The organism is Sphingomonas sanxanigenens DSM 19645 = NX02, assembly GCF_000512205.2.
GTDB classification, from domain to species: domain Bacteria; phylum Pseudomonadota; class Alphaproteobacteria; order Sphingomonadales; family Sphingomonadaceae; genus Sphingomonas_D; species Sphingomonas_D sanxanigenens.
Genome location: NZ_CP006644.1, coordinates 1,713,313 through 1,739,917, shown reverse-complemented (window position 1 = coordinate 1,739,917; position 26,605 = coordinate 1,713,313). Strand labels below are relative to the sequence as shown.

Annotated in this window: 19 protein-coding genes; 7 read left to right on the top strand and 12 right to left on the bottom strand. The window is 67.5% G+C overall.

From position 1 onward, the window contains the following. Positions 1-8 precede the first annotated feature (8 nt). Complete coding sequence (locus NX02_RS07960) at positions 9-926, bottom strand: LysR family transcriptional regulator (RefSeq protein ID WP_025291663.1); 918 nt, start codon at positions 924-926, stop codon at positions 9-11. Positions 927-1,301: 375 nt separating this feature from the next. On the opposite strand from NX02_RS07960, the gene NX02_RS07955 reads away from it, so the two are divergent. From NX02_RS07955 to NX02_RS07945, 3 genes are read left to right on the top strand one after another with little or no spacing between them, the layout of a single operon-like run. Further along, the gene (locus NX02_RS07955) at positions 1,302-2,990 is read left to right on the top strand and encodes an ATP-binding cassette domain-containing protein (protein WP_025291662.1); all 1,689 of its coding nucleotides are present in this window, start codon (positions 1,302-1,304) and stop codon (positions 2,988-2,990) included. Then, positions 2,974-4,050, top strand: coding sequence for an efflux RND transporter periplasmic adaptor subunit (locus NX02_RS07950; protein WP_025291661.1), 1,077 nt, complete (start codon positions 2,974-2,976; stop codon positions 4,048-4,050). The genes NX02_RS07955 and NX02_RS07950 overlap by 17 nt, the downstream gene beginning before the upstream one ends. After that, the gene (locus NX02_RS07945) at positions 4,047-5,486 is read left to right on the top strand and encodes a TolC family protein (protein WP_025291660.1); all 1,440 of its coding nucleotides are present in this window, start codon (positions 4,047-4,049) and stop codon (positions 5,484-5,486) included. The genes NX02_RS07950 and NX02_RS07945 overlap by 4 nt, the downstream gene beginning before the upstream one ends. A 42-nt stretch (positions 5,487-5,528) precedes the next feature. Here the strand turns inward: NX02_RS07945 and NX02_RS07940 are convergent, their stop codons facing one another. The 8 genes from NX02_RS07940 to glgB all read right to left on the bottom strand — a co-directional run bounded on the left by NX02_RS07940 (position 5,529) and on the right by glgB (position 18,115). Next, complete coding sequence (locus NX02_RS07940; RefSeq protein ID WP_342671312.1) at positions 5,529-6,233, bottom strand: alpha-ketoglutarate-dependent dioxygenase AlkB; 705 nt, start codon at positions 6,231-6,233, stop codon at positions 5,529-5,531. Between the two features lie 71 nt (positions 6,234-6,304). After that, positions 6,305-6,973 carry a CGNR zinc finger domain-containing protein gene (locus tag NX02_RS07935; protein ID WP_084717647.1) on the bottom strand — a complete coding sequence of 223 codons (669 nt, stop codon included), beginning with the start codon at positions 6,971-6,973 and terminating at the stop codon, positions 6,305-6,307. Between the two features lie 395 nt (positions 6,974-7,368). Further along, positions 7,369-7,644 (bottom strand): HU family DNA-binding protein, encoded by a 276-nt coding sequence (locus NX02_RS07930; RefSeq protein WP_025291657.1) that lies wholly within the window; start codon positions 7,642-7,644, stop codon positions 7,369-7,371. A gap of 137 nt (positions 7,645-7,781) precedes the next feature. Continuing rightward, complete coding sequence (gene treY, locus NX02_RS07925; RefSeq protein WP_025291656.1) at positions 7,782-10,217, bottom strand: malto-oligosyltrehalose synthase; 2,436 nt, start codon at positions 10,215-10,217, stop codon at positions 7,782-7,784. Beyond that, complete coding sequence (gene malQ / locus NX02_RS07920) at positions 10,214-12,148, bottom strand: 4-alpha-glucanotransferase (protein ID WP_025291655.1); 1,935 nt, start codon at positions 12,146-12,148, stop codon at positions 10,214-10,216. The genes treY and malQ overlap by 4 nt, the downstream gene beginning before the upstream one ends. Next, positions 12,145-13,863: a malto-oligosyltrehalose trehalohydrolase gene (gene treZ / locus NX02_RS07915; RefSeq protein ID WP_025291654.1), complete on the bottom strand. Its 1,719-nt coding sequence runs from the start codon at positions 13,861-13,863 to the stop codon at positions 12,145-12,147. The genes malQ and treZ overlap by 4 nt, the downstream gene beginning before the upstream one ends. Next, on the bottom strand, positions 13,860-15,962 hold the full coding sequence (glgX, locus tag NX02_RS07910; RefSeq protein WP_025291653.1) for a glycogen debranching protein GlgX: 2,103 nt from the start codon (positions 15,960-15,962) through the stop codon (positions 13,860-13,862). The genes treZ and glgX overlap by 4 nt, the downstream gene beginning before the upstream one ends. Beyond that, positions 15,959-18,115, bottom strand: a complete 2,157-nt coding sequence (gene glgB / locus NX02_RS07905; protein WP_025291652.1) for a 1,4-alpha-glucan branching protein GlgB — start codon at positions 18,113-18,115, stop codon at positions 15,959-15,961. Before glgB ends, glgX begins: the two co-directional genes overlap by 4 nt. 134 nt (positions 18,116-18,249) lie before the next feature. On the opposite strand from glgB, the gene glgC reads away from it, so the two are divergent. Next, the gene (gene glgC / locus NX02_RS07900; RefSeq protein WP_025291651.1) at positions 18,250-19,518 is read left to right on the top strand and encodes a glucose-1-phosphate adenylyltransferase; all 1,269 of its coding nucleotides are present in this window, start codon (positions 18,250-18,252) and stop codon (positions 19,516-19,518) included. After that, on the top strand, positions 19,476-20,978 hold the full coding sequence (gene glgA, locus NX02_RS07895; protein ID WP_342671311.1) for a glycogen synthase GlgA: 1,503 nt from the start codon (positions 19,476-19,478) through the stop codon (positions 20,976-20,978). Before glgC ends, glgA begins: the two co-directional genes overlap by 43 nt. Here the strand turns inward: glgA and NX02_RS30630 are convergent. Together NX02_RS30630 and NX02_RS07885 are read right to left on the bottom strand one after the other, a co-directional pair. After that, positions 20,956-21,381 (bottom strand): DUF2934 domain-containing protein, encoded by a 426-nt coding sequence (locus NX02_RS30630; protein WP_025291649.1) that lies wholly within the window; start codon positions 21,379-21,381, stop codon positions 20,956-20,958. The genes glgA and NX02_RS30630 overlap by 23 nt on opposite strands. A 110-nt stretch (positions 21,382-21,491) precedes the next feature. Beyond that, the gene (locus NX02_RS07885; RefSeq protein WP_025291648.1) at positions 21,492-21,743 is read right to left on the bottom strand and encodes a helix-turn-helix domain-containing protein; all 252 of its coding nucleotides are present in this window, start codon (positions 21,741-21,743) and stop codon (positions 21,492-21,494) included. Between the two features lie 241 nt (positions 21,744-21,984). Between NX02_RS07885 and NX02_RS07880 the strand changes: the two genes are divergently transcribed. Both NX02_RS07880 and NX02_RS07875 read left to right on the top strand, forming a co-directional pair. Beyond that, positions 21,985-22,686: a FadR/GntR family transcriptional regulator gene (locus NX02_RS07880; RefSeq protein WP_084718222.1), complete on the top strand. Its 702-nt coding sequence runs from the start codon at positions 21,985-21,987 to the stop codon at positions 22,684-22,686. A 204-nt stretch (positions 22,687-22,890) separates the two neighbouring features. Continuing rightward, a complete protein-coding gene (locus NX02_RS07875) occupies positions 22,891-24,123 on the top strand; it encodes a L,D-transpeptidase family protein (RefSeq protein ID WP_025291646.1) in 1,233 nt (410 codons plus the stop codon). An 85-nt stretch (positions 24,124-24,208) separates the two neighbouring features. On the opposite strand, the gene NX02_RS07870 is transcribed toward NX02_RS07875, so the two are convergent. After that, positions 24,209-26,542, bottom strand: a complete 2,334-nt coding sequence (locus NX02_RS07870) for an acetamidase/formamidase family protein (protein WP_025291645.1) — start codon at positions 26,540-26,542, stop codon at positions 24,209-24,211. Between the last annotated feature and the right edge of the window lie 63 nt (positions 26,543-26,605).

The following is a 26,605-nucleotide window of genomic DNA, read 5'->3' as shown; positions in this document are numbered from 1 at the left end:
GCCGCCCCTCAGAGCGACGCGATTGGATCGAGAATCCGGTGTGCGCAGCTTTGCACATAGTCCGCAATCAACCGAAATGCCGCGTCCATCGACGACTGCTTCCGCCAGGCCATGGCGATGGAGCGGTGCCGGCGCCAGCCGCGCACGCTTAACACCTTGAGCCCGACCGACCCGCCCACGTCCGACTTGAGGTACAGGCTGGGCAAGACGCTCAAGCCCAGGCCGCTTGCGACCATCTGGTGCAGGCTGTCGAGACTCGTGCCGTAATAGTCTGGGGCGATCTTCATGCCGTAGGCCTCCGCGATCTCGGCTGCCTGCTTGGCGAAGTGATGCCGTGGGTCGAGCGACAGCAGCGAATAGTCCGCAAGCGCATCGCGCGTGAGCAGATCGTCCGCGGCGAGGCGGTGATCGAGAGCCGCGACCAGATGCAGCGGCTCACGAAACAAGGGCTCGATGGTCAGGCCATCGCCGGCGATCGGCATAGGCCCCAGGACGACATCGACATTGCCGCGCGACAGCTCAAGGATCTGATCGTCGGGTATGCCCTCGCGCACGTGCAGCCTCAGCCCCGGCGCAACGCGGTGCAGCTCGGCGATGATCGGCGACAGTAGATAGGGGCCGAGCGTCGGCGTGGTGCCGAGTTTCAGCGTCCCCGTGACGCTGTTCGAAGAGCGCGCAGCCAACGCCACGATATCGCGCGCATCGCTCAGCATGCGGCGTGCCGTCACCACGATGCTGCGGCCGATCGGCGTCAGCACGGCGCCCGTGGGGCCCCGGTCGAGCAACCTGACGCCGAGGCGCTCCTCCAGCGCGCGAACCTGCTGGCTGAGCGTGGGTTGCGACACGTTGGTGATGCGCGCCGCTTCGACGAACGACTGCGTATCCGCGATCGTCACGAGATACTCGAGTTGTCGCAGGGTCGGCATGCCAGGATATAATCACAGCCTATGGCGCCGGAGCAACGGTTTCGATTGGGCCACAGCCGGCATCGTCACTAGCTGTGGGTTTCCCTCAACCCGCCGTGGAGAAAGCGCATCCATGCCTGCTGCCGCCGCCACGCCGCCTCGTCGCCGGCGCCATATGGCCGTGGCGACCCTCGTCTCGCGATGGACCCTGCTCGTTCGCGGCCCGACAGGAGCGTCTCTGGCGAGAGTGCGATGACCGCTCGATCCGTCCTCAAACATCACCGACCGATGATCGGTCGGACGAACGCACCTGTCGATCGCCGACGGGTCTCACGATCCAATCAAACCGCCGTCAACCGAACGATCGGCTCTCAAGGGTAGGAAGGAAACTCAGTCTTGGCTGCGCAACGGTTGGGATTTCGGGACGCCGCTGCATGGCTGGCTCAGGTCATCGGTCCCGACGCCGCCTACGTACGGCTTGGCCTCGTATATACTTTGGCCATCAGCCTCCTCGCGCTGGCGACACCGATCTCGGTGCAGCTGCTCATCAACAGCGTTGCCAACACCGCCAAGCCGGCGCCGCTGTGGGCGCTGTCGATGGTGTTGCTGCTGTTGCTGCTGATGGTGGCGGGGCTCAGCGGGCTGCGCGTATGGATCATGGCGGCGTTCGAGCGCCGCGTGTTCGCGCGCGTCGTGGCGGAGGTCACGATCCGCGCGGTGCATGCCCAGAATCCGTTCTTCGCGGACGGCAGTCGCGATGCGATCTTCAACCGCTTCTTCGACCTGGTGATCGTCCAGAAGGCGGTGCCCAGCCTGGTCATCGGCGGCTTCACCATCATGCTGCAGGCGGTCGTCGGGCTGACGATCACGAGCTTCTATCACCCCTTCTTTCTCGCCTTCAACATCGTCCTCGTCATGGCGGTGCTGTTGACCTGGCTGCTCGGACGGCGCGGGGCGATCACCGGCGCCGTCGGGCTCAGCCACGCGAAGCACAACGCGGCCCGCTGGCTGGAAAGCGTCGGCGGCTCCAACGGCTTCTACAAGTCGGCGCGGCACCTCGACTTCGCGATGGATCGTTCGGAGGCATTGACCGCCACCTATGTCGACGCGCACCGACGCTACTTCAGGTACCATTTCGCCCAGACGGTTGCGTTCCTGCTGATCTATGCGATCGCGAGTGCCGCGTTGCTGCTGCTGGGAGGAATGCTGATCCTGCGCGGCCAGCTGTCGCTCGGTCAATTGGTCGCGGCCGAACTGATCCTGTCCGGCGTGTTCTATGGCATCTCCCAGCTCGGTTGGTACCTCGACACCTTCTATGACCTGGTGGCGAGCTCGGAAGAGTTGTCGCTGCTGTTCGACATTCCGCAGGAGCCGCTGGTCCGGGGTGAAAGCGGGCCGCGCGATGGCGCCGTCAGGCTGACCGACGTGGCATTTGACGGCGCCCGGTTCGACCTGTCGTTCAGCGCCGGCGAACAACTGGTCGCGGTCGCCGAGGCCGGAGCCGAGCACCGCCTCGCGCTTCTGCTGAAGCGGCACGCCCAGCCGGAACGCGGGCTGATCCGCATCGGCGGCACCGAATTGGGTGCGCTCGACATGTATGATCTGCGCTCGGACGTCATGGTGATCGATCGACCGACCATCGTCGAGATGACCATCCGCGACTATCTGCGGCTGGCCTCGGGCCATGATGCCGGCGAAGCGATGGCGGCGCTTGCCGCCGTCGGGCTGGAACGGCGCATTGCCAACCTGCCCCGGGGGCTCGACACGCCGCTCGCCTCCTCAGGCTATCCGCTCAGCGTCGGCGAGACGATGGCACTGAAGCTTGCCAACGCGGTGCTGGTCCAGCCGAAGCTGCTGCTGCTCGGGCAACTTTTCGATCTGATGGCCCCGGAACGCCTGGTGGCGGCGCTGCGCATTCTCAAGCCAAAAGGCACCACGGTGCTGCTCTGTACCAGACGTCCGGAGGACCTGCACCTCGACGGCTTCCTCTACCTCGGGCTGTCCGGGCAGCGCCGCTTCGCATCCCTTGCCGATCTTCGGACCGCTACTCGGCACGAGGAGGACGACAATGCCGTACCGGCCTGAACATCTGGCGCACTTCCGCACGCTCGCGTCGCTCAAGCCGCCGCGCGTCGGCATCGGCATCGCGTGGCTCGTCGCCTTGGGCGTCGCCGCCGCCGTCGCGATCCTGTTCTTCGTGCCATGGCTCCAGACAGCGCAGGGGCAAGGCCAGGTCGTCGCGCTCGATCCGGGGGACCGCGCCCAGGAAATTACCGCGCTGGTGCCCGGGCGCGTCGAGCGCTGGTATGTTCAGGATGGCCAGCATGTGAACAAAGGTGACCCGATCGCGCGGGTGGTCGATCTCGACCCGAACCTCCTGTCACGCCTCGCAGCCGAGCGCGCGCAGGTCGAAGCCGAGATCGCGGCGGTGCGCCAGGCGCAGGCCGTCGCCGGGATCGACGTCGGCCGCACGCGCCAGCTCCTTGCCGAAGGGCTTGCGGCGCGGCGCGACTATGAGCAGGCGCAGATCAAGGTCGCCGAGGCCGCCGCGAAGCTGGCGGAATCGCGCGCGAAGCTCAATCGCATCGACGTTCAGCTCAATCGCCAGTCGGCGCAGTTGGTGCGGGCGCCGCGTGACGGGCGTGTCCAAAGCCTCAATGCGGCCGCGGGCGGCGCACTGGTCTCGGCCGGCACGACGTTGGCGGTGATCGCGCCGGAACGCGTCGAGCGCGCGGTGGAACTGCTGATCGATGGCCGCGACGTGCCGTTGCTGCGGCCGGGGCGGCCCGTGCGGCTGGAATTCGAAGGCTGGCCGGCAATCCAGTTCAGCGGATGGCCATCCATCGCCTACGGCTACTTCGACGGGCGCGTGCGGACCATCGACGCCGCTGCCAATGCGCAGGGCCTGATCCGTATCCTGATCGAGCCCGCACCCGGCAAGCCCGCCTGGCCGGACCGCCGCTATGTCCGGCTCGGCGGCAAGGTGCAGGGCTGGGTGCAGGGCGAGACCGTGGCGGTCGGCTATGAGCTTTGGCGCCAGTTGAACGATTTCCCGCTCGAGTTCGGCCAGGTTGCGGCGGGGAAGGACGGCATGCCGGCGGAGGATGAGGACAAGGTGGCCGCCAAGGCAGGAAAGCCGAAATGATCCGACACCTTGTCCTGCTTTCGCTGCTGCTCGGGTCCGCATCGGTCCCCGCGGCCGGCCAACAGGTGGCGCAGCTTGCCCCGGCGCCGACGACCGCGCCGCTGACGTTGGACGAGGTGTTGCGCGCGTCCGCCCGCGCCGCGCCCCAGATCGTCGAGGCTTTGGCGCGCGTTCGCGTGGCAGAGGGCCGCGCCCTGACCGCCGCCGGCGCATTCGACACGGTGTTCGAGGTGGAGGGTCGCTCGCGCACGCTTGGCTATTATGACGGCACCAACCTCGGCGGACGCGCGACCCGGCCCTTGGGTGACAATGGTGGCTATCTCTATGGCGGCTACCGCGCGAGCCGCGGCAGCTTCCCCGTCTATGAGGAAGAGAACTACACCAGCCGCCTCGGCGAAATGAAGGTCGGCGCGCTCTACGCGCTCCTCCGCGATCGGCTGGTCGACGAACGCCGCACCCGGCGTACGCTGGCGGCCGGCGACATCGACATCGCCCGGTTCGAGCGCGAGGCGGTGGCGATCGGCGTCCAGCGTCGGGCTGTGGATGCCTACCAGAACTGGGTGGCGGCTGGATTGCGCCTGCGTGCCTATCGCGACCTGCTGGAACTGTCCGAAAGACGCCGGAGCGGACTGTCCCGCCAGGTGGAACTCGGCGCGCGTCCGGAAATCCTTCTGGCGGAAAACGACCAGAATCTCGTGCGCCGCCGCGCGCTGGTGGTCCGCGCCGAGGGTGACTTTCAGGCCGCGGCCAACGCGCTGTCGCTCTATTATCGCAATGAGGCCGGTGAACCGGTGATTGTCGGGCCCGATCGCCTCCCAAGCAGGCTCGACGCCCTGGCCGGCGTAACCGCCGCAGCGCAAGACGGGTTCGCCCAGCGGCGGCCCGATCTCCAGACGCTCCTCGCCCGCATCGATCAGGGCGCCGCGCGCCTGGCGCTGGCCGAGAACGAACTCCGGCCACGGCTCGACCTTCGCGGCGAGGTGGGCAAGGATGTGGGCGAAGAGGCCCCCGGCGGCCGGTCGCGCAACGAACTCGAGGCCATCGTCGGGTTTCGTTTTTCGGTGCCGCTCCAGAACCGTGCCGCGCGCGGCAAAGTTGCGGAGGCCCGCGCCGAAATCGACGCACTCCAGGCGCGCAGCCGCTTTTTGCGTGACCAGATCGCAGTGGAGGTCGATGGCATCACCATCGGCGTCGGCGCGGCCGAGCGCCTGGCAACCATCGCCGAACAGGAACGCCAACTCGCCGAACGCCTTGCCGCCGCCGAACGTCGCCGGTTCGAGCTGGGCTCCAGCGACTTCTTCCTGGTCAATCAGCGTGAAGAGACGGCAACGGATGCGCGGGTCCGGCTCATCGATGCGCAAGCACGGATCGCAGCGGCGCGTGCCGAACTTGCGGCCGCAACCGCCGATCGACTGGCTTTGGGACTGGAGCCTTGACCCCGTAACGCCAAGCAATGTGCCGTACATGGCCGATCACTGTCACGGCCGCGTTTCCGTCGATCGCGTGGGAATCATGTCCCCTGCCAAACTGCGCAACGTCACCGCATACCGCCTCTCCCCCACCCCGGCGATGCTATGTTCCCACATGTGGCGCGCCTCACCGGAGAGTCGATACAAGCCTCGCGGCACCAACTCTAACGTCCGGCGCTGCCAGCCCGCACCGTCGCGGCGACGCAGGCGCATCGTCGCTGGCGCGCCCAGGGAGAGGCCGATGACATGCTCATAGGCCGGGCGATCCTTGTGCCAGCCGATGCCGGCGCCGGGGTCGTACCGGATCAGCAGCGCCTGCTCGATCGATGCGCGCGGCAGGCCGCAAATGTCGGCGGCGCGGTCGGCGAAGGGCCGGAGCCAGTCCGGGACAGGGTCAGCGGGATCAAGGCGGCCGGTCTGGAAATCGTAGGAGGGGCCGTAGCTCCGGGTCAGGCGCTTGCCGGTCCATTGCTGGAAACGGAACGGGGTGAGGCGGGCGTCGTCGATCGCGCGGATCAGGGCGCGTTCCTCGGACGGGTCGAGGAAGGCGGCATAGCTGGTCAAGCCGGCGATGACGGGGGTGTTGAACAGGTCGGGAAGCGTGGGCGAGGGGTTCGAGTGCGGCATGGAACATATATGGAACATGCGAGCATGCCGTTCAATCTGCGGTATTGATCGGCGATCATGCCGTTTTCGTGCGTCGAGCGTACCCACGATCAAGCGCTCGACGCTCGCTTCGCTGGCGCCCCCCACCACCCCTCGCCCCGATGGAAGGGCCCTGTCGTTCAGCGCCGTTTGCGGGCGGCGCGGCTCCAGCGGGGTTGCCAGCGACCGGTGTCGGCGGCGCGTTCCTGATGGGTCGCATCGCCGGCTTCCGGGGGCGTTTGTACGAGGGCATCGTCGGCGTTGGCGCGCTTGGCGTGGGCAGCGCCGCAGGTAGCGGTGTCGCACCAGCGGCGGGATCCGTTGCGGCTGCGGTCGAGAAACAGCCAGCGGCAGTCCTCCGCCTCGCATCGCTTCAGCCGGCCGAGTTCGTCGCCGCGCAGCAGGTCGAGCGCGGCCCAGGCGAGCGGCCCCAGCAAGCGGTCCGCGCCGATGAAGCCGAGGCGCGCGGGCGAGCCTTCCAAGGTGGCGCCGGCGAGGCTGCGCGCGGCGATCTCCCGGATGGCGTCGAGCGCCGGTGCGGGCGGCGGATTGCCGTCGGCGATGGCGGTGCCCGCGCTGATCACCGCGCCGCGCAAACGGTGGACGGTGGCAAGCAGCGCCTGGCGCTTGAGCGGTGCCACCGAAAAGCCGGGATCGACGACTCCCGCCGCCGCCGCCCAGCGCAGGATCGCATCGGCATCACCGAGATGATCGACCACGCACGGCGTGCCACGGCGGTGGATCGTGTTAGCCAGATCGAGTGCAATATCGCCGGCCACGCGATCGGGAAGTGGGGAACTGTCGATCACAAAAGCTGCAACGGATCAAATGCCATAGGGCTCCCTCCGGTGACGCAATGCGATGGTTTCGGCCCAGAACGGTCCTTTTTCAACCCCTCGGACGCAGATCGACCCCCAGATCAATGACATGAGGGCGAAGGCGGAAATCTCGCAGGGCATGCCGGCGCTGCAGGGCAGGCGAGCGGCGGATGAAAGCGCCACGAACCCCATCGTGCCGAACGAAGCGGGCGGGCGTTTCACGGGGGCGTTTAATGCAGTCGCGGCGCGTCCGTCAGCGGACGGAAGGATGTCGGGAAGGCGGGCCGCGCCGGGCTTCCCCCTTGCGCCGCCATGCCGGATCCGGTCCGGCACGGCGACGGGGAGCGTGCGCGCCGGCCGCGGGGGGCGGCACGGCGCACGGCGCGTCAGCCGTTCAGCTTGTCCTTGACCGCCTTGGCGGGGGCGAAGGTCAGCTTCTTGGCGGCCGCGATCTGGATCGTCGCGCCGGTGGCCGGGTTGCGGCCTTCACGGGCGGCGGTTTCCTTGAGCTTGAACTTGCCGAAGCCGTTCAGCGAGACTTCCTGGCCAGCGGCAGCCGCATCGACGATGGCAGCGAGGATGCCGTCAACATACTTGCGGGCATCAGCCTTGGTCAGGCCATGGTCCGCGGCAAGGCGCTCGGCGAGATCGGCATTGTTCATGATGTTTGATCCTCCTTAGTATCGAGGCGGGCGCTCTAGGTTCGTCGGGCGGCGATGTCCAGCTTGGGGATGCCGAAAAACGGCCATTTAGCGCCGAAATTCCTGCATTTTGCGGTGGTGGACGGCCCACCGCAGGGTCAGAAACCGATCGCGCGAATCGCGAACGGCGTTTCGGCGAACAGGGCGTTCACCGGCAGCGGCTCCCCGTCGGCCACGATCGCGGTATCGCCCCACCATGCGGGGTCGATCGCGAGCGCTGGATCGGCGCGCACGGCGGCGGCACTGCGGATGGGCACGGCGACGAGCAGATGCGCCTCACCGTCCCTCCGTGCGAACGCCAGTATATGGTCGGCACGCTCGCCGGAAACCGGCAGGGGTTCGAGCGCGCCGGTGGTGAACAGCGGCGGACGACGGCGGCGCAGGTTCAGCAGATGCGCGATCAACGCTTGTTTGGCGCGGCCGCTGCGCCAGTCCGCAAGATGCGCGGGCATATCCGCGAAAGCGGCGACGGGCCGGCGCGCCGCATAGTCGACAGGGCGGCGATTGTCGGGGTCGACGAGGCTGAAATCCCACAGGTCGGTGCCCTGGTAGCAATCGGGCACGCCCGGCGCCGTGCAGCGCAGGATCGCCTGAACGATGCCGTTGAGCGCGCCCGCCGGTGCGATCCGATCGACGAAGCCGGCAAGGTCGGCCCGAAGCGCGGGGTCTTCCAGCAGGCCGGTGATGTAGGCAGCGCAGGCCGCCTCATAGGCTTCGTCGGGCGCACTCCATGAGGACCGCAGCTTGGCTTCGCGCAACGCCTTCATCGACCAGGCGGATACGCGCGGGCCGAAATCGTCCGACTGCGTCTCGTCGAGCGGCCAGGCACCGACGACGGTCTGGAGGATCTGATAGGCATCGGCGGGATCGATCTCGGCAGCGAGCGGGTGGCGCAACCAGTCCGACGCGGCGGCGATCCATGCTTCGGGCCGCTCGCTGATCGCGGCGAGGCGGGCGCGGACATCCTCGCCGCGCTTGTGATCATGCGTCGCGGTGGTGAGCATCGCCACGGGGAAAAGGCGCTGGCGGGCGGTGGCGTCGGCGAGGAATTCGGCGGGCTCCAGCGACAGCCGTGCGGCGTGGAAGCCGACGTCGTTGCGCGAAAGCAGCCGACCGTAGCGGTAGAAGGCGGTATCCTCCACCGCCTTGGCGGCGAGCGGGGCGCTGAGTTGCTCGAAGCGGCGGAGCGCGTCGGCGGCTTCCGGAACGTCGCTGGTCATCCAGTCGACGAGTTGGTCGATCAAGGCGCCCTCGCCCGGCGCGGCTTCGGTGCGCGCGGCATCGGCGACGCGGGCCAGCCGATGCTTTTGACCATAGGCGCGATAGGCCGGGAAGTGGACGAGCAGGCCGATCATCGCGCGGCGGATCATTCCCGCAGTGACGTCGCGCGTCGCGGGGGCGGCGCGGGCGAGGCGGTGGAACGCCGCCACCGCCGCGTCCAACTGGCCCGGGAAGGTGCGTTCGAGGATCTCGTGACGCGCCTGATGCTCCTCGTCGGCGAAGTCGGCGGAGCGCCCGCTGAGCGCGGCCCAGTGCGTCGCCAGCGGCACCTCTGCGGCGGGGGCGTGGAGCAGCGCCGAGACCTGATCCATGAAGTCATAGCCGCTGGTGCCGTCGGTCACCCAGTCGGCGGGCAGCGCTTCATGCATGCCCAATATCTTTTCGACGACGAAATAGCCGGGATCTGGCCGCGCCGCCTCGAGCGCGGCGCGGAGGCGCCGGCAATAGGCGCCGGGATCGGCGAGGCCATCGACATGGTCGACGCGGACGCCGTCGATCAGCCCCTCTGCAAAAAGGCGCAAGGGCAGCGCGTGGACCGCCTCGAACACCGCCTCATCCTCCACCCGCAGGCCAGCAAGCTCGGTGATGTCGAAGAAGCGGCGCCAGTTGATCTCGTCCGCGGCGGTGCGCCACCAGGCAAGGCGATAATGCTGGCGTTCGAGCAGCGCATGGAGGCGTTCGGCGCCCTCCGCGGTGCGGCCGTCATAACCGCCGGCGAGATCCTCCTCGCCGCGCAACGCAATCTGGTCCTCGGGGCGGAGCGGGAAACGGTGCGTATCGTGCGCGACCACCGCGGTGCCGGCGGGTTCGAGCGTCAGGGCGCCGCTGGTCAGGGCGTCCCAATAGGGCAGGCCGAGGAAAGGCGCGAGCAGCGTTCCGGTCGGTTCCCAGTCGATGTCGAAGAAGCGCGCATAGGCGCTCTTCCGGCCCTTTTCGAGCACATCGAGCCACCAGCGATTGTCGGTGCCGCCCACCGCCATATGGTTGGGGACGATATCCAGGATGATGCCGATGCCGCGCGTGCGCAACGCCGCCGCGAGCGCGCGGAAGCCCGCCTCGCCGCCGAGTTCGGGATTGATCGCGGTGGGATCGACCACATCATAGCCATGCGTCGATCCCGCGCGCGCGGTGCCGATCGGCGAGGCATAGAGATGGCTGATGCCCAGATCCGCCAGATAGTCCGCCAGTTCGGCGGCCGCGCCGAACGGGAAGCCCTTGTGGAACTGGATGCGATAGGTCGCGCTGGGGATCATTCGGGTCTCGCGGTGAGGATAGCGGCGATGCGCGCGGCCACGTCGGGCTGCGCGAACAGGGTATCGGCGTCGGCCGGCAGGCGGCGGCGCCAATTCGGATGCTCGTCGACCGTGCCGGGCAGATTGGGCGCCTCGTCCAGCCCGGACAGATCCTCGACCGGCACCACCAGCACCGCGCTGGGCGCGGCGGCGGCGAAGGCGATGGCGGCGTCGACCGCGCGGGCGGGTTCGTCCGCGGCAGGCTCGTCGCCCTCTCCTGCCCCCGCCTCGACGCAGGCGCGCCACAGGTCGGCTCGGTCACGGGCGCGGTCCGCGCGCTCGGCAATACGGTCGCCCGCGGCGCCCAGCTGCGCGCGCCAGTCGATGTCGCGCTCACGCCACCAGCCGGCGATGGGTGGCAGATCGTGGGTGCTGGTCATCGCGACCGCCGCCGCATCCCATGTCGCCGAGGCGGTGAAGTGGCCCTTGCGATCGCGCTCGAAGGGCAGAACGCGCATGCCGAGCAGGCCGCGCTCGGCGATCATGTCGCGGAAGCCCGGCGGCACCACGCCCAGATCCTCGCCGACGACGATCGCCTGGTTGCGTTGCGATTCCAGCGCGATCAGCCGCAACAGATCCTGCTCGGGAAAGCGCAGATAGGCACCGTCGAGCGGGCTGGCGCCGGTGGGCACGACCCACAGGCGGCGCAGCCCCAGCGCATGATCGATGCGCAGCCCGCCCATATGGCGCATCGTGCCGCGCAGCAGATCGATGAAGGGCTGATAGCCAAGCCGCTTGAGCGCAAAGGGCGAAAAGCTGGTGATGCCCCAATTCTGCCCGGCGGCCTGGAACGCGTCAGGGGGCGCGCCGATGCCGATGCCCAGCATCAGTTCGTCGCCCCGGCTCCATGCATGGCTGCCGCCCGCGTCGAGCCCGACGGCAAGATCGGCGACGAGGCCGATGCGCATGTCCGTGGCGGCGTCCGCGGCCTGAGCCAGCGAACGATCGGCAAGCCATTGCAGGAAAAGATGGAAGCGGACGTCCTCCGCGCGGGTCTCGGCGAAGGCGGTCACCGCGGGGGAATCGGGACGGCGATAGGGTTCGGGCCAATCCTGCCAGCCGCGCGCGCCGTGGAGGCCGAGGAAATGCGCATGGAGCGCCTCGAAACGGGCGTGGCCGATCAGCGCCGGATCGGCAGCGGCGACATAGGCACCGAAGGCCGGATCGCTCCCGCGCTCGGCATAGACCTCGCGCAACGCGAGCAGCTTGGCGGCGACCGCGGCAGTCCAGTCGATCAACGGGCCGGTTGGCAGATCCCCGCCCCAGCCCTCGCCCACCGCCGCGAACCATGGGTTGAGGAACTGGCGTGTGGAGGGCGAATAGGGGCTGTAGCGGCTCGGATCGCTGGTGAAGAGCGCGTGGACCGGGCTCAGCATCACCGCATCGGCGCCGACGTCCGCCGCGCTGCGTGCGAAATCGGTGAGCGTGGCGAAGTCGCCGAACGGATTGCCATCGCGCAGCGCATAGATCTGCGCCCCCACGCCCCATTCGCGGCTGCCCGGCGCCAGGCCATGGCAGGCGCGCGGCGCGACGATGATCGCCAGTTCGCCGCCGCTCCATTCGAGCCGGTGATAGCCCGGCGCGGTCATCATCGGTGCAGCATCGAGATCGACGTCGCGCGCGCTGCCATCCTCGAGGAACAGCTTCCCCTTCCCCACCAGCCCCTCGATCCGCCCTCCGGCATCGACGATGCGGCAGGGCGAGGCTTCCGCATCGCGCAGCCACGCCATGCTCTCGGCGCATTGCGCGTCGCTGCCGCAGGCGAGGCCGAGGCCGGTGAGGACGAGGCGCAAGGTCTCCACGGTGACGCGCCGGGCGACGCCGCCGGCATCTTCCCAATCGATCAGGATGCCCGCAGCCTCGGCGAGCGCGACGATCTTCGCGTCGCTCATCGGACGAACCAGGCCGCGAAGCTCGCCGGGGCGAGCCCCGCGTCGGAGACGCCGGTGCCGATGATGGTCAGCGGCACCGCATCCGGCGCGGTGAAGGCCGCGGGCCCGTCGCCGAGGTTGATCGCAAGGGTCAACGCGCCTTCAGGGAACTGCCAGCGCGCCGCCACCGCCTTGTCGCCGATCGCCTCGGCGCCGAGCGCACGGGCGTGGTCGAGGCCGGGGACGATATGCGCGCGGCGCAGCGCGAGAAGATCGGTGTAGAGCGCCTGCCAGTCCGCCGCGTCCGCACCCGGCTGCGGCCGCGAGGCGGCAAAGGTGGCCGGCGCGTTGGGATCGGGGATGCGCGCGCGCAGTTCGGGATCGGTGAAGCCGGGGAAGTGCGAGAATTCGCCGCGCCGGCCCTCACGCACGGCATCGGCGAGGTCGTCATGGAAGTCGGTGAAGAAGAGGAAAGGTGATCGCGATCCGATGCTGTCGCCGGCGAACGTCAGCGGGATCTGCGGACACAGCAGCAGCAGTCCGATCGCGGCGCGCAGCCGGGCGGGGTCGGCCAGCACGGTGAGCCGCTCGCCGAGCGCGCGATTGCCGATCTGGTCGTGATTCTGAAGGAAGCTCACGAAGCGCAGCGGCGGCAGATGGCCGCTCGATGAGCCACGCGGCTTGCCCTGCTGGTTCGGCGATCCCTGCCCCTGATAGATGAAGCCTTCGGACAGGCAGCGGACGAGCTTCGCGGTCGGCTCCCCGGCGAAATCGCGATAATAGCCATACTCCTCGCCCGTCAGCAGCACATGCATCACATTGTGGAAATCGTCGTTCCACTGCGCGTCATAGCTGGCTTCGAGCAAAGGCGCGTCGTTATGCTCGTTCTCGAGCACGAGATGGATATGGCGATCGGGGATCGCCTCCCGGATCTCGGCGGCGAGGCGGTGGAGAAAGCCGGTGTCGCCGATCGCATGGACGGCATCGAAACGCAGCCCATCGAAGCGAAAGTCGCGCAGCCAGTAAAGCGCATTTTCGATGAAGAAGCGCGCGACCGGTTCCTTGCCGAAGTCGATCGCCCCGCCCCAGGGCGTGGCGATATCCTGCCGGAAGAAATCGGGCGCATAGGCGGAGAGGTAATTCCCGTCCGGTCCGAAATGATTGTAGACCACGTCGAGGAAGATCATCAGCCCCTGCGCATGGGCGGCATCGACCAGCCGGCGCAGCTCGTCCGGCGCCCCATAGGCGGCGGCGGGCGCATAGGGCAGAACGCCGTCATAGCCCCAGTTGCGCGTGCCGCCGAACGCCGCGACCGGCATCAGTTCGATCGCGGTGAAGCCCGTGGCGGCGATCTCCGGCAGCAGGTCGATCATGCCCAGGAAACCGCCGCCGACGCCGGTATGACATTCCTGGATCACCGTCTCACGCCAGGGCCGCCCACGCCACGCCGCCTCGGTCCAGAGATAGGCGCCCGGATCGACGACGATGCTCCAGCCGTGCACGTCGTCCTGCTGCGCGCGCGACGCCGGATCGGGCACCGCGATGCCGCTGGGCAGACGAAAGCGATAGCGCGTGCCGGGACCGCACGGCGCCTCCGCTTCGAACCAGCCATCGCCGGCGGGCGCCATCGCGATGCCGTCCTGCCCGTCGATCTCCAGCGTCAGCGCATCGAGCGCGGGGGCCCACAAGCGGAAGCGCGTGCGCGCCGCCGCGATCAGCGTCGCGCCCCAGTTCATTCCACCGGCCCGGTCGCGTAGATCAGCAGCGCCGAACGATCCTGCACGGTGATCGCCGTTTCGGTCAGCTCGCGCTCGCCGATGCCGGGATCCGAACTGTCGACCAGCAGGCGGCGATAGTCATGCGGCTCGGGAAGCTGGAATTCGAGCGGAACCTGCGATCCGTTCATCAGCAGGTTGATCGCCTCGAAATAATTGTCCCCCACGATCCGCGCGCGGCGCATCGCCAGCGCCTTGCCTTCGGGGTTCTGCCAATCCTCGGGCGAGAGGTTGAAGCCGCGCTCGTCGAACCAGTCGATGTTGCGCAGGCCCGGCGCGATCTCCTCGCCGTAGAGGAAGGCGCCGGAGCGGACGAGCGGGTAATGCTTGCGGATCAGCACCAGCCGGCGGACGAAGTGGATGAGCTGCTGCCCCTCGGGTTTGTCCGCCGCCGCCCAGTCGAGCCAGCTGATCTCGTTGTCCTGGCAATAGGCATTGTTGTTGCCCTGCTGGGTGCGACCGAACTCGTCACCGGCGAGCAGCATCGGCGTGCCGAGCGCGGAAAGCACGGTGACCAGCATCGATCGCTGCACGCGCGCGCGCAATGCCTTGATCGCCGGATCGTCGGTCGGCCCCTCGACACCCCAGTTGCAGGAATGATTGTCACTGTGGCCGTCGCGATTGTCCTCGCCATTGGCCTCGTTATGGCGCTGTTCGTAGCTGGCGATGTCGGCCAGCGGCTGCCCGTCATGACTGGCGACGTAGTTGATGCTGGCCCAGGGACGCCGCGCGCGGCGATCGAACAGATCGCCCGATCCGGACAGCCGGGCGGCGAATTCGGGACGGACCCCGGCGTCACCGCGCCAGAAGCGGCGGGTGGAATCGCGGAACTTGTCGTTCCATTCGGCGAAGCCCGGCGGATGGTTGCCGAGCTGGTAGCCGCCGGGCCCGATGTCCCACGGTTCGGAGATCAGCTTGACCCGGCCGAGCACCGGATCCTGCCGGAGCGTGTCGAAGAAGGAGGCGCCGGGGTCGAAGCCGCCATCGCCGGTGCGGCCCAGGGTCACGCCGAGATCGAAGCGGAAGCCGTCGATGCGATAGGATTCGGCCCAGTGGCGCAGCGAATCCGTCACCAACTGCAGCACGCGCGGCTGATCGAGGTTGAAGGTGTTGCCGGTGCCGGTGTCGTTCACGCAGTAGCGCGGATTATCCTTCTGCAGACGATAGTAGGTGGCGTTGTCGAGCCCGCGGAACGAGAGCGTTTGGCCGAGTTCGCTCCCCTCCGCGGTATGGTTGTAGACGACATCGAGGATGACCTCGATGCCGGCGGCGTGCAGCCGGCGCACGGCCAGCCGCAGATCGTCGGCGTCGCCCACGCCAAGGTAGCGCGCCTCGGGCGCGAAAAAGGCCAGGCTGTTATAGCCCCAATAGTTGGTCAGCCCTTTTTCCTGCAGGAAACGATCCTGCACGAAGCCGTGGATCGGCAGCAGTTCCACTGCGGTAATGCCAAGCCGCTGGAGGTGCGCGATCACGTGGGGATGGCTGAGTGCGCGATAGGTGCCGCGCTCGCGGTACGGCACGCCTTCCATCAACTGGGTCAGCCCCTTGACGTGCGCTTCGTAGATGATCGTTTCGGACCATGGCACGTTCGGCCGGCGATCGTCGCCCCAGTCGAACGCGTCGGTCACCACCACCGATTTGGGCATCGCCGGCGCGCTGTCCCGCCGGTCGAAGCTGAGATCGGCTCTGGGCGAGTGGACGCGATAGCCGTGCAGCGTGTCGCTCCAGCGAATGCGGCCGAAGGTCTTGCGCGTATAGGGATCGAGCAGCAGCTTGTTGTGATTGAAACGATGGCCTGCCTCAGGCTCATAGGGCCCATAGGCGCGGAAGCCGTAGAGCAGGCCTGGCCGCGCATCGGGCAGATAACCATGCCAGATCTCGTCGGTCCATTCGGGCAGTTCGAGCCGTGCGATCTCCTGCCGGCCCGCCTCGTCGAACAGGCAAAGCTCGATCTTTTCGGCATGCGCCGAGAAGACCGCGAAGTTGACGCCAAGGCCGTCGAAAGTCGCACCCAGCGGATAAGGCGATCCGCTTTCCAGGCGAACGGGAATGGGGCTCAAGCGGCAGGTCCTCCATGACGCAGGATAAGGGTCGAAAGCGGCGGCAGGGTGAGCGACAGCGATTGGTCCTGACCATGGCCGGCGGCGCCATCGGCGATCAGCGGACCGCCATTGCCGAGGCCGCTGCCGCCATAACCGGCGGCGTCGGTGCTGATGACCTCCTGCCATTCGCCCGCCAACGGCACCCCGATGCGATAAGCGTGACGCGGCACCGGCGTCATGTTGACGACGACCAGCAACGGCGCGGCGCCACCCGCCGGGTCGCTGCGCAGGAACGCAAAAACGCTGTTGTCGACATCGTCACCGATGATCCACGCAAAGCCGCGCGCGTCGGCGTCGGACGCGTGGAGCGCGGCCTCGGCGACGTAGATGGCGTTGAGATCGCGCACCAGCGCCTGCACCCCGGCGTGGTCCGGCCGAGCGAGCGCCTGCCAGTCGAGCTGGCCATCATGATCCCATTCACGCCACTGTGCGATCTCGTCGCCCATGAACAGCAGCTTCTTGCCCGGATGGGCCCACATGAAGCCGAGATAGGCGCGCAGATTGGCGAATTTCTGCCAGTCGTCACCCGGCATCTTGTCGATCAGCGCCTTCTTGCCATGCACGACCTCGTCATGGCTGAGCGGCAATATGAAACGCTCGGAGAAGGCGTAGACCAGCCCGAAGGTCATGTCGCTATGGTGCCAGCGGCGGTGGACGGCCTCGAGCTCCATGTAGCGGAGCGTGTCGTTCATCCAGCCCATGTTCCACTTGAACGCGAAGCCGAGCCCCCCGCTGTCGGGGGAGGCGGTGACGCCGGGAAAGGCGGTCGATTCCTCGGCGATGGTGATGGCGCCCGGGCAGCGTTCGGCGACGACGCGGTTCATGCGCTGGAGGAAGCCGATCGATTCCAGGTTCTCGCGGCCACCGTAGCGATTGGGAATCCATTCCCCCGCCTTGCGGCTATAGTCCCGGTACAGCATCGACGCGACCGCATCGACCCTGAGGCCATCGACATGGAAGCGCTCCAGCCACCACAGGGCAGAGGCGATCAGCATCCCCGCCACCTCGGCGCGGCCGAGATTGTAGATCGCGGTGTTCCAGTCGGGATGGAAGCCTTCGCGCGGGTCGGCATGTTCGTAGAGCGCCGTGCCGTCGAAGAAGGCCAGGCCGTGCGCATCGGTGGGGAAGTGCGCGGGCACCCAATCGAGGATCACGCCGATATTGGCGGCATGGCAGCGATCGACGAAGCGCGCGAACTGTTCGGCACTGCCATAGCGCGCGGAAGGCGCGAACTGCGACAGCGGCTGATAGCCCCAGGAGCCGCCGAACGGATGCTCCATGATCGGCATCAGTTCGACATGGGTAAAGCCGAGATCGGACAGATAGGGGATCAACTGGTCGCCGAGCAGGTCCCAGTCATGCTCGCCACCCTGCCAGGGGCGCCGCCAGGATCCCGCGTGAAGCTCGTAGATCGAGATCGGCGCGCCGGCATGCTGGCGCGCGGCACGGCCGGCCATCCAGGCCGCGTCGTTCCATGCGAAATCCGGCGCCGCCGCGACGATCGAGGCGGTGGCGGGCGGAAGTTCGGTCGCGCGCGCGAGCGGGTCCGCCTTCTCGCGCCGCACGCCATCGGCACCCGTCACCGCGAACTTGTAGCGCGCGCCCGGCGTCACGCCCGGCACGAACAATTCCCACACACCGGCGCCATGGCGTAGCCGCATCGGCAGCTTTTCCGCATTCCAGCCGGTAAAGTCGCCGATCACGCTCACCGCCCGCGCGTTGGGCGCCCAGACCGCGAAGCCGGTGCCTTCGACACCGTCGAGCGTGCAGGGATTGGCGCCAAGCCGCAGCGGCAGATCCCAGTGCGCCCCCTCCCCCATCAGATGGAGGTCGAACTCGCCCAGCAGCGGCGGGAAACGATAGGGATCCTCGGCGTCGGCGCTGCCATCGGGCCATTCGATGTGAAAGCTGTATGCGCCATCCGCAGGCAACCGCCCCTCGAACAGCCCGCGCGTCGCGGTCTCGCGCATGCGTAGCCGGCCCTGCGTCGTCACGAGCCAAGCGCCGATCGCACCGGGCTGGAAGGTGCGGACGATCCCGTCGTGCGGCCCCAGATAGCCGAACGGATCCGACAGCCATTCCGATACGCGCCTAGCGCCCTGCTCCACCATGGTCCCCCTTCAGCGTCACCGCGCACCGAACGACGTAGCAACGAAAAGTGTCCATGCCTCACAAATTCTATGGAACCGAAATGCCCTCATGAACGCTTGCATGCAGGGCAACATTTCTGAACGGATATTCATGCATGCCGCCTAGCGCTACGTTGCGAGGCCTTGTCACCCGGCAGGCCATGGCCATCGTCCTTGCCGGCGGCCGCGGCAGCCGGTTGATGGAGCTTACCGATAAACGCGCCAAGCCCGCAGTCTATTTCGGCGGCAAGACGCGGATCATCGACTTCGCGCTCTCCAACGCGCTTAATTCGGGCATTCCGCGTATCGGCGTCGCCACGCAATACAAGGCTCACTCGCTGATCCGCCATCTCCAGCACGGCTGGAGCTTTTTTCGCCCTGAGCGCAATGAAAGCTTCGATATACTGCCGGCCAGCCAGCGTATATCGGAAGATAACTGGTATATGGGCACGGCGGATGCGATCTATCAGAACCTCGACATCATCGAGAGCTATGCGCCGAAATATTTGCTGATCCTGGCAGGAGACCATGTCTACAAGCAAGATTATGGCGTCATGCTCGAGGAACATAGCGAAAGCGGCGCCAGCGTGACTGTGGGCTGCGTCGAGGTGCCGCGCATGGAGGCGACCGCCTTCGGCGTGATGCACATCGACGAGAATGACCGCATCATCGACTTCCTCGAAAAGCCGAAGGATCCGCCGGCGATGCCCGGCCGCCCGGACGTGGCGCTGGCCAGCATGGGCATCTATGTGTTCGAGACGAAACTGCTGACCGAGGTGCTGCGAGCCAACGCCGCGGACCCCAATTCCTCGCACGATTTCGGCAAGGACATCATCCCGCAGCTGGTGGCGGGCGGAAACGCGCGCGCGCATCATTACAGCAAGTCCGCGCTGCGTTCGGGCCCGGAAGCCGAACCCTATTGGCGTGACGTCGGCACGATCGACGCCTATTTCTCCGCCAATATCGACCTGACGACGACGGTGCCGGACCTCGATCTCTATGATCGCGAGTGGCCGATCTGGACCTATTCGGAAATGACGGCGCCGGCCAAGTTCGTGCACGACGAGGATGGCCGCCGCGGCGAGGCGATTGCTTCGCTCGTTTCCGGCGACTGCATCGTATCCGGCGCCGCACTGCGCCATGCGCTGTTGTTCACCGGGGTTCACGTCAACAGTTTCTCGTCCATCGAGAATGCGGTGCTGCTGCCGCGCGTGAACATCGGCCGATCGGTGCGGCTCAAGAATGTCATCGTCGATCGCGGCATCCAGATTCCGTCCGGACTTGTCGTCGGCGAGGATCCGGTGGAGGATGCCCGTCGCTTCCGCCGTACGGAGAACGGAATCTGCCTGATAACCGAAGAGATGATCGCAGCCCTTGGCCACTGACGCCACTCAGACTGCTGTCCGTCGCACCCGAAATCTTCCCGCTCATCAAAACAGGTGGCCTCGCCGATGTGGCGGGGGCGCTGCCGGCGGCGCTCGCCCGGCAGGGGGTGGGCGTCACCTCGCTCGTCCCCGGCTATCGCCCGGTGCTCGACGCACTGCGTGGCGGTGAGGTGGTGGCGGACTATCCCGCGCTGATGGGCGGTCCGGCGGTCGTTCGCCGCGGCTCCGCAGCCGGGCTCGGCATGTTCGTGCTCGACGCGCCGCACCTCTATCTTCGCGAGGGCAATCCCTATCTGGGGCCGGACGGCAGGGACTGGCCCGACAACCCGGTCCGCTTCGCAGCCCTCTCGCGGGTCGCGGCGGACATCGCGCAGGGCCGCATCGCCGCGTGGCGGCCGGACATCGTCCAGACGCATGACTGGCAGTCCGCGCTGACCGCCGCCTATCTCCACTTCGATCGCCCCGAACGGCGGCCGCCGGTGGTGATGACGATCCACAACCTCGCCTTCCAGGGCATCTTCCCCGCCTATCTGCTGGAGACGCTCGGCCTCCCCGCCGCAGCCTATGCGATGGACGGCCTCGAATATCATGGTTCGATCGGTTTCCTGAAGGCCGGCCTCGTCTATGCCGATCACGTTACCACGGTGTCGCCGACCTATGCGCGCGAGATCCTGACGCCCGAAGGCGGCATGGGGCTGGACGGGGTGCTGGCGACGCGCGCGGGACAGGTCAGCGGCATCCTCAACGGCATCGACACGCGCGTCTGGGATCCGTCCACCGACACGCTGATCGCGGCACCCTACACCGCGAAGAAGCCCGGCGCCCGCGCGGTCAACAAATTGGCGCTGCAGGCGGCCTTCGGCCTGCCCCAGGCGCCAGAACCATTTCTGCTGGGTTCGGTGGGCCGGCTGACCGAGCAGAAGGGCCTCGATCTGCTGATCGAGGCGCTGCCGACATTGCTGGAGATGGGCGGGCAGTTCGTGCTGCTGGGCAGCGGCGACGCACCGTTCGAGGATGCGTGCCGCGCGATGGCGACCGCCTATCCCGATCGTCTCGCGTGCCGCATCGGCTATGACGAAAGCATCGCGCATCTGATCCAGGCAGGCTCGGACGCGCTCGTCGTGCCGTCGCGCTTCGAGCCCTGCGGCCTCACCCAGCTCTGCGCGTTGCGCTATGGCGCGGTGCCGATCGTCGCGCGTGTGGGTGGGCTCGCCGATACCGTCATCGATGCCAATCCCGCAGCCCTGGCTGCGCGTGCCGCGACGGGGCTGCAATTCACCGCAGGATCGTCGGCGGCGCTGATCGACGCGCTGCATCGCGCGGGCGAACTCTATAGCGACCAGCGGCTGTGGGCTGCGGTGCGGCGCAACGGTCTCCTATCCGACGTATCGTGGGAACAGGCAGCCTCCCAATATGCCGCGCTGTTCCGCAATCTCGTCAGGAAGCAGGCTTCGGCTTGATCGCCTTGCGCTGCGTGCCCGCGGCCTTTTCGCCGACGCGTGCCGACGGTTCCGCAACCTTTGCAGGTGCGGCACGAACCGCACCACGCTTGCGCGGCAACGCGACCTTGGGCGGGGTAGCGGCCGTTTCCATATCGTCAGCGCCGGTATCCTTCGGCCAGGGTTCGGCCGCCTTGGGAAAAGCCGGCTTCGCGGCGCGGCCACGACGGACCGGCTTGGCCGCTTCCGCCTTGGCCGCAGCGGGTTCGACTGCCGCCGGTGCGGGCTCTGCCGAAAGCGTCTCCGCCTCGATCTCGCGGCTTGCGCGGAACCAGTGCTCGTCCTGCCGCCCGGCGGGGCGCCCTTCCCTTTCCCAAAGCGCATAGGCCCGGTCGCGCACCCTGCGCTCGCGATCATCGCTCATTCCCGCCTCCATCATCAGCCGCTACGGCGTTGAACGAGCACGGAACGCAGGCGTTCCAGAAGGCGGCACGCGATCGTCGGGATCGGCGATAAAATCGACGCGCGTACCGCTCAGGCAGCCCGATCCAGCGCCGACTGCGCAGCGATCGCCACCTGCGTGCGGTTACGCAGGTTCAGCTTGCGCATCAGCGCGGTCATGTGTGCCTTCACCGTCGCCTCGGCGATGCCGAGATCGTAGGCGATCTGCTTGTTGGCAAGACCGGAGCATACGCCCCGCATGACCTTGAGCTGGGTCGGCGTGAGCTTGCCGAACGCCACCACACGATCGTCCTGCCCTGCAACCGCTTGCGAGACTTGTTCCATGACATCGCTCTCCCTTGCGCAACGCACCCCGCCGCCCTGCCGGCGAGGCCATCCTCTGCACACCAACCCGTACGACAGATCATTTGAATCAGTTGGACAGATTCAGGCTATATCGCCCGAATTAGTCAGTCAACTCCGCATTTCTGAGCGGCGATAACGTTAACCTGTCCTACAGACTACCGGTGGCAGGCGACCAAGGTGGCGCTTTGCGCGGGCGCAGCGCGGCGTTTATGCTATGGACATGAGCGGTTCCGCGACGACGATGGCCAATGACGAGCGGCTGGCAGACCGCGCCTATGCGGGCATCGTCGGCATCATCAACGGCAATCATCTCGAAGTGGGAGACCGGCTTCCCTCCGAGGCGCGGCTCGCCGAGACCTTCGGCATGTCGCGCACCGTGATCCGCGAGGCGCTGGTGCGCCTGGCAGCGGACGGCATCACCGGCGCACGGCGCGGTGCCGGATCCTTCGTCAAGCGCCGCCCGTCCGAACGGCTTGCCGAACATGTGCCGATGGACGGGCTCTCGGCGACGCTGGGCAGCTACGAGGTCCGCTTCGTGCTGGAAGCCGAAGCGGCCCGGCTGGCGGCCATGCGCCGCTCGACCGAGCAGATGGACGACATCGACCGCGCGATGGCGCGGCTGCGCGGAGCCTTGCTCGCCAGCGGCCCGGCCCATGCCGAGGATATGGCGCTGCACCGCGCGATCCTGCAGGGGACGGCGAACCCCGCCTTCCTCACCGCGTTCGACCATATGCACGAAGAGATCGACCGCATCATGCGCGCGGGCGTCGACATCTCCCGTTCGCGCCCGCCGGAGGCGATCGCGGCGATGCTGAACGAGCATGACGTGATCGTCGATGCGATCCGCGCGCAGGATGCGGACGGCGCTGCGCTGGCGATGCGCTGGCACCTCTCGCAGGGCCGCAAGCGGCTGATGCCCTGAACCCCGCCGGGGGAGACCTGCGTCACAACTGGAATGTGACCCAATCAACAGCGCGGAAAAACGAATCATCCTATCAGGCGTCATCAGCCGCGCTTGGATGATCATCGCGAACCGCGTGACTCAGACGAGCGCTCAACTTCGGATCATGTGCCGTCCGGCCGTAATGCCCTGGGCAGATGCTTCGTCTCGACTGGAGTTCGTCCCATGCGTTTCAGTGCGAAAACCCTTGCGGCCGCTCTCGCGACCAGCGTCAGCGCCTTCGTCGTCGCCGCCCCGTTTGCGCTGATGTCGTCGTCGGCGGCGGGCACCAATCCGCTTCCCGCGGTCACCCCGGTCGATCCCGCCCCCCGCGGTGCCTGGTCGCAGACGGCGGTGCAGGATCTCGTGGCCGAAGCGCATGCATCGCTGGGCGAGGGCATGGACCCCGCCGCCTACGACATCGCCGGTCTGCTCGCGGTCGCCGACGGCACCGACACCACCGAGATCGACCGCCGCGCCAATGCGCTCGCGCTCGCGCTGGCCGACGACTATGCCAATGGCCTGATCCGCCAGCGCTCCCGCTATGACTGGCATATCGAAGCACCGGCGATGGATCGCATGCAGCTTGCTGGCGGCCTGCGCCATGCGGTCGCCGTGGGCGGCGTCCGCCCCTGGCTGCGCAGCCTGCTGCCGCAGGATCCGCGCTATGTCGCGCTGCGCCACGCCTATGCGACCAGCGGCGATGCCGCGGTGCGCGACCGTCTGCGCGTCAACCTCGAGCGCTGGCGCTGGATGCCGCGCACGCTGGGCGAGGACCATATCTATGTGAACGTGCCGAGCTATACGCTGGCGGTGGTCGATAACGGGCAGGCGGTATCGCAATACACCGTCGTCGTCGGATCGCCGCGCACGCCGACCCCGCAATTGGCGCTGCAGGCCAGCGCGATCGTCGTCAACCCGTCGTGGACGGTGCCGGAAAGCATCGCCCGCAAGGGGATGGGCGCTGGCTTCCAGCGGATCAGCACCGGCGGCTACACCCGCTATGTGCAGGCGCCAGGCCCCCGCAACGCGCTCGGCAAGTTCAAGATCGACATGCCCAACCCGCATGCGATCTACCTGCACGATACGCCCTCCAAGGCGCTGTTCGCACGGGACTCGCGGGCGTTCAGCCATGGCTGCATCCGCGTGAAGGACATCGACCGCCTCGCCGCCGAACTCGTCGCGACTGACGATGGTGCCGAGGCGACCCTGGAACGCGCCGCGGCGGGCGCCACCACGCGCACCGTGACGCTTGATCGCAAGCTGCCCGTCTACCTCGTCTATTTCACCGCCGACGTGGACGCGAACGGCCAGTTGACGCTGCTGGAGGATCCCTATGGTCGCGACGCGCGCGTGCTGCAGGACCTGAGCCCGGCCAAGCGGATGGCCGACAAGGCAGCGGCACCGACCAAGGCATAACCCTCTTCGCCGGCGTCACGAAACGCCGGCGGCATCGGACTCGGCGGCGGCGTTCGCGCGCCCCGTCGAGCCCTGGCGCTACCGGTCACCCGGTGAACAGCGCCTTGCGGATGATGGCGTGGACGCCCCAATTGCCGTTTGCGACCTGCGACACGCCGAAATCGACCCCCACCGACAGCAGCGAGATCGCCTCATCCTCGCTGAGTTGCTTGGTCGTCATCAGAAAGCGGCGCGCCTTGCGGAAGGCATCGCGCATCGCCGCATCGATCGAAGAGCGCTTGTAGACCTCGCTCTGCGCATCCTCGCCCAGTTCCTTCAGATAGTCCGGATGGCTGAACCCCATGATCACCCATTCGCCATCGGTCTCGATCAGCGGATAATCGAGGTCGCGCAACTGGTCGTGCAGCGATCCGGCGCGATGATGGATGATCTGGATCAGCGCGGTCATCGAGCATTCGATCGCGGTACCGCATAATTCGGAATCGCCCTGCGAGGCATGCGGATCGCCGAGGGACAGCAGCGCGCCCGGCACCTGCACCGGCAGGAACACGCGCGATCCGGGGCCGGTACGCCAATTGTCGAGATTGCCGCCGAACGCCCCGGGCGGCACCGAATCGACCAGCCCCGAATGCGCCGGAGCCACAGCAATCACGCCGAAATGCGGGCGGATGGGGATCTCGACGTTGCGCAGCACGTCATAGTTGCGCTCGATCGTGGCGGGGTCGACCGGTACGCCGGGATAGTCGTAGCGGCTGTGCCGCACGCCGGACGGATCGACCTGCTCGGTCCAGCGGAAGCTGTAGACCGCGTGCGCGGTGGGCGTGCGCCCGCTGCCGGTCTCCACCTCGTAGATCGTGATCACCTCGCGCTGGCGCGGCTCGGTCAGCAGATCCTGGAAATGGAAGCCCCAATAGGTCGCGGCATTGCTGCCGAAGCTCTTGCCGGCGAAGCGGGCATTTCCGCTTGGCCGTGGCTTCAGATCGAGGATGCGCACCTCGACGACGTCCCCCGGCATCGCGCCCTCGATCGCGATCGGGCCGGTGCAGATGTGGACTCCGAACCCCTCGCCGGGGCCACGCCCGAACGCCTTCGCATCCATCGGCCCGGCGCCGCGACGGTCGATCGCCTTGCCGGTCTCGTCCCACCGATAGACGCTCTCGGCGCCGCCATCGCCCTCCACCATCCGCTCGGGATCGTCGTTGGCGTGGTGGGTCAGCGTCTCGATCGTCACGAAATCGCCGGAGCGCACGTTGAGCACCGGCTTCAGCGCGCGGCTGAAATAGCCCCAGTGCACCGTTTCGGGGCTGACCGGCAGATGGTGGTGCCGCACCGGCTGGCCGTCGATCGCTTCCGGCGGCGAGACGAGGCCATCGACCTCGGTCTCGCCATCCTCATCCTCGCCATGCGCGCCGGCCTCGGGATCGAGGGCGAGCTTCTCGCGCTTGCTCGGCCGGCCGCGGCGAAGCTGCTCCATCTCGTCGCCGTCGCGCGCCGGCGCCTTGCGATACTCGCGCGGCGACACGCCATATTGCTCGCGAAAGGCGCGGCTGAACGACGCCGAGTCGTTGAAGCCCCACTGGAAGAGAATGTCCGAGATCGACTTCTGCACATGCAGCGGGCTGCGCAGGTCGAGCCGGCACCGTTCCAGCCGGCGCACCTTCACATAATGGCCGAAACTGTCGTCGATCGATTCGAACAGCTTCTGGAGATAGCGCGGCGAGATGCCGTGTTCGGCGGCGACCTGCTGATAATTCAGGTTGGGGTCGCTCAGCCGGATCTCGATCGTCTGGAAGATCCGTTCGAGAAGCGCGGCACGCATGCCCGCGGCGCCGCCCAGCGCCTTGGCCGGCGCATTGTCGAGCAGGCTGGTGACGAGGAATTCGGGAAAGGCCAGTTCCACCGGCCGCGCCTGATCGGTGGTGATCTCCGGGATCGTATCGGCGAGCGAGCGTAGCATGCCCGAAAAGACGCGGGCCGCGCCACCATCGGTCGCGATCTTGCGCGGCGGGCCGGAGATCGGCGTCTTCAGCCGCATGCTCAGCACACTCTGCGGAACACGGACCACCAATGTGCGGTTCTCGCCGGGAAAGGCGAGGTGGGCAACGCTGTCTCCGCGCCCGCACAGCATCTCGCCATCGGCGAGTTCCAGGGTCTGTTCGGCGTCGCGCATCGTCGCGGCGCCATCGAGGATCATCGCCAGCCAGAAGCAGCCCGGCTGCTCACGAAAGTCGATCGACCAGGATTGCGGGGTGCCCGTCACGCGGATGAAGTCGATCGAGGTACTCGACCGGAACTGGATCAGCTCGCCATAAAGCGCGCCCTCGTCGACCGCGTCGAGCGTGAGCGACAGGCGTTGCAGCGCGAAGCGCCAGGCATCGCGCCGCTGTTCCTTCGGATAAGCATTCGTCGTTATGCGCAAACGGCCACTACCCCACTCAGCGGCATCCGTATCCCAGCGCCCGGTTCCCCCACCGAAACTATG